Genomic DNA, 7,515 nt, shown 5'->3' with positions numbered 1-7,515 from the left:
GGTTACATTTCGAACCCGGAAGCTAAGCCTTACAGCGCCGATGGTACTGCAGGGGGGACCCTGTGGGAGAGTAGGACGCCGCCGAACAATCTTTGAGAAAACCCCCGCACCATTCGGTGCGGGGGTTTTCTGCGTTTAGGCTCAAGGTTATGCGCTACGACCTTGTGATCTTCGACAACGACGGTGTCCTCGTCGACAGCGAGCCCATCTCCAACCGGCTCCTCGCCGCCTACCTGACCGAGCTCGGGCACCCGACCTCGTACGAGGAATCCCTGCGTGACTACATGGGCTCCGCCATGCACCGCATCCATGACCTCGTAGAGGAGCGGACCGGGCGGAAGCTGCCGGCGGACTTCGACGACGTCTTCCATGCGCGGGTGTTCGCGGCGTTCGAGCGGGACCTGGAGCCGGTCGTAGGGGCTGTCGGGCTGCTGGAGAAGCTGGCTGCCGACGAGGTGCCGTACTGTGTCGCGTCCTCCGGGAGTCATGAGCGGATCCGGGTGGGGCATCGGAAGACCGGGCTGGACCGGTGGTTCGACGAGGGACGGGTCTTCAGTTCGCAGGATGTGGGGCGCGGGAAGCCGGCGCCCGATCTGTTTCTGTACGCGGCCGAGCGGATGGGTGTCGCGCCGGAGCGGTGCGTGGTCGTCGAGGACAGTCCGCTGGGGGTGCGGGCGGCGAACGCGGCCGGGATGGACGTGTACGGGTTCACCGCCATGACGCCGGCCGAGCGGCTCACCGGGGCCACGCAACTCTTCAGTGACTTGGGCGAGTTGACTGACCTGCTCGTATGACGTCGGCATCGGTGCTCTGCTGACATTTGTCACGCCGAGCTCCGGACGATCGTTTCTACTGGCGACCGGGTCCCGGACGAGAAGCTGAGGGCATGACGACGAACACGGTGTCCCAGAGCCTGAGCAGCACCAAGACTCCCAGCGCGCTCGACAACTTCCGTCCGCTGATCGTGGACGTGGCGGTTCCCCTCGGTTCGTACTACCTGTTCAAGAACGCCTTCGGGATGAGCACCTTCGCGGCGCTCGCCTGGAGCAGTGTCGTCCCGGCGGTGCGGACCCTCTGGAGCGTGGTCAAGGAGCGCAGGACGAACGGGCTGGCGGGGCTGATCCTCGTCGTCAACGTGGTCTCCCTGCTGCTGAGCTTCGTCTCCGGTGACCCGCGGCTGATGCTCGCCAAGGACGGCGCGGTCAGCAGCACCGTCGGCATCGGCATCCTGGTGTCGGTGATTCTCGGCAGGCCGATGATGACCGCCGGCCTGAAGCCCTTCCTGGTCAAGGGCGACCAGGCGAAGGAGGCCGCCTGGCAGCGGCTTGTGTCGGGCCGGTCGACCGCCTCGGCGGACTTCCTGCGCAAGGAACGGACGTTCTCCGTGGTGTGGGGCGTGGCGCTGCTCGCCGAGTGTGTGGCGCGGGTCGTGGGGGCGTACACCATCCCCGTGGACACCATGGTGTGGCTCGGTGGGGTCCTGATGATCGGTGTGATGGCGCTGACCTTCCTCCTCAGCGGCGGGCTGGCCGCCGGGCCGATGGAGGCGATGGTCCGTGCCGAGGCGGAGGCCGCGGAGGCGACCGCCCGGACCGAGGTCGCGGTAGCCGTCTGAGCGAGAAGGTGAAGCTGAGGAAAATTCATCTTTGGCTTGATCTACCCACAGGTAGCCAGGGGCCCTACGCTCGCCGCCATGACAGATGTGCTGCGGCGCGGCAGGGCCTCTTTGGCGTTCAGCTTCCTCGCTCAGGGCGCCACCTTCGCCCTGCTGGTGACCCGTATCCCGGCCATTCAGGACCGGTACGGGGTGTCCGACGCGCTGCTGCCCGTCTTCCTCGCCGCCGTGCCCGTCCTGGCCGGCGTCGGCAGCGTGACGACCGAGCAGCTCGTGAAGCGGATACGCCCGAGCCTGCTGCTGCGGTGCCTTCAGCCCGTGGTGCTGCTGGCGCTTCTCGGGGTCGGCGCGGGGGATCACCTGGCCGAACTGGGGATCGCGCTGGCCGCGTTCGGGCTTGCCGTGGGCGGGCTCGACGCCTCGATGAACATGCTCGGGGTGAGCCTGCAGCGGACGTACGGCCGCAGCATCATGCTCAGCTTCCATGCCGCGTTCAGCCTCGGCGGGATCGTCGGGGCGTCCCTGGCCTGGGTGGGGGCGCACTGGCATCTGGCGCTGTGGGTGTCGTATCTGCCGGTCGTCGCCGTGCTGCTTCCCGCCACGCTGGTGGGGAGCCGCTGGTACGTCGACGGGGGCTCCTCCGCGGTGGAGGAGCAGGAGCGGGAGCGGGCGCAGGGGCAGGGCATCGTCTTCAAGCTGCTGCTGCCGCTGTGCCTGGTGATGACCTTCGCGTACATCGGGGACTCGACCGTCTCCAACTGGAGCGCCAAGTACCTGAAGGACGTGCTCGGGAGCTCGGAGCAGTTGTCGACGGTGCCGTACAACGTCTACATGGTGACCACGCTGCTGGGGCGGTCGCTGGGGGACACCGGGGTGCGGCGGTTCGGGGCCGTGGCCGTCGTGCGGCTGGGTGCGGTGGTGGGGGCGCTGGGGTTCGCGGTGGTGGCCGTGGCGCCGGGGGCGTGGGCCGGGATGCTTGGGTTCACGCTGGTCGGGCTCGGGCTGTGCGTGCTGGTGCCGCAGACCTTCGCGGCGGCCGGGCGGCTGTTCCCGAACGCCTCCGATGCCGCCGTCGCCCGGCTGAACATCTTCAACTACGTCGGCTTCCTGATCGGCTCGCCGCTGGTGGGGGCGCTGGGCGACGCGTGGAGCTATCGCTGGGCGATGCTCGTGCCGATGCTGTTGGTGCTGGTGACACTGTTCTACGCCCGCTCGTTCGCGCCTCAACCGGACCGATACGGTGGCGGGCATGAGCGGCCGCGCACAGCTGATGTGGGACGAGGCAGTAACGGGCTATGACTTCGGCCGGGACCATCCGATGGACCCGGTCCGGCTCGCCCTGACCAGACACCTCGTCGATGCCTTCGGGCTCGATGAGGAGGTCCAGGTGGTGGCGGCGAAGTCCGCCGGGGAGTCGACGCTGCGGCTCGTCCATCGCGAGGACTACATCGACGCCGTGAAGGCGGCCTCGGCGGATCCGGAGGCGGCGGACGGGGCGTACGGGCTCGGCACGCTGGACGATCCCGCCTTCGCCGGCATGCACGAGGTGTCGGCGCTGATCGCCGGGCAGTCGGTCGGGGCGGCGGAGGCCGTGTGGCGTGGGGAGGCGCTGCACGCGGTGAACTTCGCGGGCGGGCTGCACCATGCGATGCCGGGCGGCGCGTCGGGGTTCTGCATCTACAACGACGCCGCGCTGGCGATCGCGCGGCTGCTGGAGCTGGGGGCGGAGCGGGTCGCGTACGTCGACGTCGACGTGCACCACGGGGACGGGGTGCAGGCGGCGTTCTGGGACGACCCCCGGGTGCTGACGATCTCCCTGCACGAGCATCCGCGGACGCTGTTCCCGCAGACCGGGTGGCCGGAGGAGACGGGGGCGGACTCCGCCGAGGGGTCGGCCGTGAACGTCGCGCTGCCGGCCGGGACCGGGGACGCCGGGTGGTTGCGGGCCTTCCATGCCGTCGTACCTGAACTGATCGCTGATTTCCGGCCGCAGGTGCTGGTGTCGCAGCACGGGGCCGATACGCACTTCGAGGATCCGCTCGCGCATCTGGCCGTCTCGCTCGACGCGCAGCGGGCGGTGCAGGTCGCCTGTCACGATTTGGCGCACGAGTACGCCGACGGACGGTGGGTCGCGCTCGGCGGCGGGGGATACGCGGTGGTCGAGGTGGTGCCGCGGTCGTGGACCCATCTCGTGGCGATCGCGGCGGGGCGGGAGGTCGCGCCCGAGACGATGATTCCCGAGGGATGGCGGCAGGAAGTCTTCGCCCGTACGCGGCAGTTGGCGCCGGCGCGGATGACCGACGGGCGGTGGCCGGTGTCGTACGCCGGATGGGACGAGGGATACGACCCCGCGGACCGGCTCGACCAGGCGGTGCTGGCCACGCGGCGCGCGGCCTTTCCGCTGCGGGGGTTGCTGGCGTAGGAGTGGTGCCGGGGGCGGACGCGGCGGCCCGCCCCCGGCGCCGGATCAGCTGCAGTGGCCCGAGTCGCCGGCCGAAGCGGTGCCGATGGTGCCGCTCCAGGCGACGCAGTAGCCACGGCCGGTGACGTAGACCGGGCCGGCGTAGCTCGTGTACTGGCCGGAGTCCTTGGCGGCCGGCTGGCTGCTGTCGATGGCCTTCAGAGCGACCTCCATGTGGGTCTTCGCGCCCGTGGTGTTGCGAACGGTCACGGCGCAGTTCTTGCCGGTCGACTGGTTCCAGGTCAGGAAGATCTTGCCGGAGTTGCCGACCGGCGTGGAGTCGATGACCTTGTAGCCGGTGCCGCAGGCGCCGTTGTACGTGGCGGCGGCGGCCGACTTGGTGGCCGCCGAGGCCGGGGTGGTCGCGGCGAGCGTGCCGCCGAGGGCCAGGACGGCGAGCGCGGTGGCGGTCGTGGCGCGACGGGACAGCTTCTTCATGGTTGTTCCCCCTGCTGTGGTGTGGTCCACGTTGCCCGTGTCGGTCAACGTGCCGTGAACGGTTGGTCGTTGCCGTCCACGCAAGATGAGACCGGGGAGCCCGGACGGTGGTTGTGGTGCCTTCCGTCACCGTTCTGTCACTGCCCACGGGGTGCGGCATTATGCGGCGTATTGAGCCACCCGTGCGGTAATTCACCGGTTTCCGCCGCGCGTTCGCCCGCGGTCCGCCACCATCACAGACGTGTTGAGCACCGGAGCCCTGCGAGCCCATCTCCTGGCGGCCCGTCTCGCCGGGCCCGTGGCCACCTCGCGCGAGGAGAGCCTGCGCAGCTATCGGCTCTTCGCCGCTCGCGATCCCCGCGTGCTGATCGGGCTCGACCCCGAATGGACGTGGAGACAGCGGGATCTGATCGAGTTGATGTCGGACAAGTGCGGGGTTTCGGCCGATCCTGGGCATGTCTCCGGCCAAGATGTGATCGATCCGGAGCGCACCCTGACCGCGCTGGACGCCTTCGCGGCTCGTCTCGCCGCAGCGGCCCAGCGCAGCGCCCCTGTGCTCCTCGGTACCGGTCACCCGCACCGTCTGCTCGGCTTCTACGCCGCCTTGGCGGACGCACTGTCGGCGGCGGGATGTACCGTCCTCACCCCTGCGTATGGTCGCAGTGTCGACATAACGACCCGGTTCGGTCTACGTACGTACAACCTTGACTACGCACAAGGAGTCGCGTTGGTGCGGGAACCCGGGACGCCCCGCCCCGGTTGTGCGACCGGCGTACACACGCACTCTCCGCTCCCGGTTCGTACCGCGCTGGCCGCGGCCGCCGAGGTCGGCGGGACCCTTCCCGAGCTGGTCGTCGGGGACCACGGCTGGGTCTGCGGGGCAGGTCAGCTGGGGTTCGAGGCCATTGGTCTGGCAGATACGGACGACCCCGCCCTCTTCGTGGGGGAGGCCGAGGGGTCCGTGTCCGTCGTCGTTCCACTTGATGACGCCGTGCGGTCTGATTACTACCGGCCGCTTACCCGCTACGTACTCAATCGAGCGTGTCTGTCACAGTAGGCCGCCGATGGGTGCACCTCTTCCCCACTCGCATCACCCGCCCCTACATTGGGGAGTGAGCACGCAGCGACGAAGAGTCACCGGAAGGGGAAGCCGGTGGCCGTCGAGTGCGGAAGGTTCAGGTGTGTCATGGCTGCTGAGCAGAGGCCTCTGAGTGAGGTTCAGTTCCTTACCGTGGCGGAAGTCGCCTCGGTGATGCGAGTGTCGAAGATGACTGTGTACCGGCTGGTGCACAGTGGTCATCTGCCCGCGATCAGGGTGGGGCGGTCCTTCCGCGTCCCCGAGAACGCGGTTCACGAGTACCTTCGCGAGAGCTACGTGGGGGTGGAAACCGCCTGACGGACATCCCGGGGAGATCCTCAGGGCACAGCAGGGATCTCCCCAGGAAGCCTCGATTACGACCTCAGCGCTCGGGCGGGTAGGCTAGCCCCTCGTAGGTCGTATGGGCCCATGGCGCCCAACACCGAGTGATGAGAAGTGAGCGAGGGTAGTCGTGGGCTCTGTTATCAAGAAGCGGCGCAAGCGGATGGCTAAGAAGAAGCACCGCAAGCTGCTCAAGCGCACGCGCGTTCAGCGTCGCAACAAGAAGTAAGCGATGCTCTAGGAGCGTGTTCTGTGGCCCCCCACCGCAACCGGTGGGGGGCCACACGCGTTTGGGCTTCACAGAAGCCACCGGAAGCACACGCGATCATCCGCTCGTCCTGTGCCTACGCACGAGTTTCACATGGCTTGGTCTGTTCGTACGCCTGTGGATGTCGTCACTTCGTGCATTGGGTGGTCATCACAGCGCAACATCGACCCGCTAAGTTGGCCGCAAGCGGGGAACGCGACAGGCTACGAGTACCGGATGGGCTGGAAGGAAGGCGCAGATCTTGGGCAAGGTCGTGCTCGTGACCGGAGTGGCCCGCTGGCTGGGGGGCCGGTTCGTACGACGGATCCAGCGTGACCCGGGGGTCGACCGGGTCATCGCCGTGGACGCGGTTCCGCCCGAGCACCACCTGGGCGGCGCGGACTTCATCCAGGCCGACATCAGACAGCCCACCATCGGGCGGGTGCTCGCCGAGACGGGCGCCGACACCGTCGTGCACATGGATGTGAGCGCCACCGGGCTGGGCAGCGGCAGCCGGGCGGCGATCAAGGAGACCAACGTCATCGGCACGATGCAGCTGCTCGGTGCCTGCCAGAAGTCGCCGACCGTCAAGCGGCTCGTGGTGAAGTCCAGTACGAACGTGTACGGCTCCGCGTCCCGCGACCCCGCGGTGTTCACCGAGACCACCCCGCCCAAGTCGCTGCCCAGCGGCGGCTTCGCCAAGGACACCGTCGAGGTCGAGGGGTACGTACGGGGCTTCGCGCGCCGCCGGCCCGACGTGGCCGTGTGCGTGCTGCGCTTCGCCAACATCCTGGGGCCCACGGCGGACACGCCGCTCGCCTCCTACTTCTCGCTGCCGGTCCTGCCGACCGTGTTCGGCTACGACCCGCGGCTGCAGTTCGTGCACGAGGACGACGTGATGGAAGTGCTGCGGATCGCCTCGCAGGAGCCGGCGCGGGGCACTCTCAACAGCGGCACCTTCAACATCGCCGGCGACGGGGTTCTGCTGCTCTCCCAGTGCTCCAGGCGGCTCGGCCGCCCCACGGTGCCGCTGCTGCTGCCCGCGGTCACCTGGGCCGGTTCGCTGGTGCGTACGCTGGGGATGACGGACTTCTCGCCCGAGCAGATCCGGCTGCTGACCCATGGCCGGGTCGTGGCGACGGACCAGATGCGGGAGACGCTCGGATTCAGGCCGAAGTACACGACGGCCGGGACCTTCGCCGACTTCGCGCGCAGTCATGGACCCGGGCTCCTGCCGCCGGAGGCCCTTGCCGGGGCCGTCGACCGGATCGCCGCGCTGCCCGTCCTGGGCAGCGGCCACCCCCCGACGCAGAGCGCCAACTGAGGAGCGCATC

Annotated in this window: 9 protein-coding genes and 1 rRNA gene; 9 read left to right on the top strand and 1 reads right to left on the bottom strand. The window is 68.8% G+C overall.

Annotated features, from left to right (window positions below; genetic code table 11):
- From rrf to ACGFYN_RS24260, 5 genes are all read left to right on the top strand, one after another.
- Positions 1-87: ribosomal RNA gene (gene rrf / locus ACGFYN_RS24280) — 5S ribosomal RNA — on the top strand; the annotation flags it as partial.
- A 62-nt stretch (positions 88-149) separates the two neighbouring features.
- The gene (locus ACGFYN_RS24275) at positions 150-794 is read left to right on the top strand and encodes an HAD family hydrolase (protein ID WP_393867925.1); all 645 of its coding nucleotides are present in this window, start codon (positions 150-152) and stop codon (positions 792-794) included.
- Positions 795-886: 92 nt separating this feature from the next.
- Complete coding sequence (locus ACGFYN_RS24270; RefSeq protein ID WP_393867924.1) at positions 887-1,615, top strand: VC0807 family protein; 729 nt, start codon at positions 887-889, stop codon at positions 1,613-1,615.
- Positions 1,616-1,693: 78 nt separating this feature from the next.
- Positions 1,694-2,914: an MFS transporter gene (locus ACGFYN_RS24265; RefSeq protein ID WP_393867923.1), complete on the top strand. Its 1,221-nt coding sequence runs from the start codon at positions 1,694-1,696 to the stop codon at positions 2,912-2,914.
- A complete protein-coding gene (locus ACGFYN_RS24260; protein WP_393867922.1) occupies positions 2,865-4,037 on the top strand; it encodes an acetoin utilization protein AcuC in 1,173 nt (390 codons plus the stop codon). Before ACGFYN_RS24265 ends, ACGFYN_RS24260 begins: the two co-directional genes overlap by 50 nt.
- A gap of 45 nt (positions 4,038-4,082) precedes the next feature.
- On the opposite strand, the gene ACGFYN_RS24255 is transcribed toward ACGFYN_RS24260, so the two are convergent.
- Positions 4,083-4,514, bottom strand: coding sequence for a spore-associated protein A (locus tag ACGFYN_RS24255; protein ID WP_393867921.1), 432 nt, complete (start codon positions 4,512-4,514; stop codon positions 4,083-4,085).
- 241 nt (positions 4,515-4,755) lie between these two features.
- Between ACGFYN_RS24255 and ACGFYN_RS24250 the strand changes: the two genes are divergently transcribed.
- The 4 genes from ACGFYN_RS24250 (at position 4,756) to ACGFYN_RS24235 (ending at position 7,505) form a co-directional block, all read left to right on the top strand.
- The gene (locus ACGFYN_RS24250) at positions 4,756-5,571 is read left to right on the top strand and encodes a phosphatase (protein WP_393867920.1); all 816 of its coding nucleotides are present in this window, start codon (positions 4,756-4,758) and stop codon (positions 5,569-5,571) included.
- Between the two features lie 129 nt (positions 5,572-5,700).
- Entirely contained in the window at positions 5,701-5,910 is a 210-nt protein-coding gene (locus tag ACGFYN_RS24245) for a helix-turn-helix domain-containing protein (RefSeq protein WP_016437488.1), read from the top strand.
- A gap of 154 nt (positions 5,911-6,064) precedes the next feature.
- The gene (locus ACGFYN_RS24240) at positions 6,065-6,163 is read left to right on the top strand and encodes a 30S ribosomal protein bS22 (RefSeq protein ID WP_003948845.1); all 99 of its coding nucleotides are present in this window, start codon (positions 6,065-6,067) and stop codon (positions 6,161-6,163) included.
- Positions 6,164-6,443: 280 nt separating this feature from the next.
- Positions 6,444-7,505: an NAD-dependent epimerase/dehydratase family protein gene (locus ACGFYN_RS24235; RefSeq protein WP_393867919.1), complete on the top strand. Its 1,062-nt coding sequence runs from the start codon at positions 6,444-6,446 to the stop codon at positions 7,503-7,505.
- Positions 7,506-7,515 lie beyond the last annotated feature (10 nt).

The organism is Streptomyces sp. NPDC048419 (assembly GCF_043200415.1).
In the GTDB taxonomy this organism is placed as follows: Bacteria; Actinomycetota; Actinomycetes; order Streptomycetales; family Streptomycetaceae; genus Streptomyces.
This window is presented reverse-complemented; position numbering and strand designations above follow the sequence as displayed.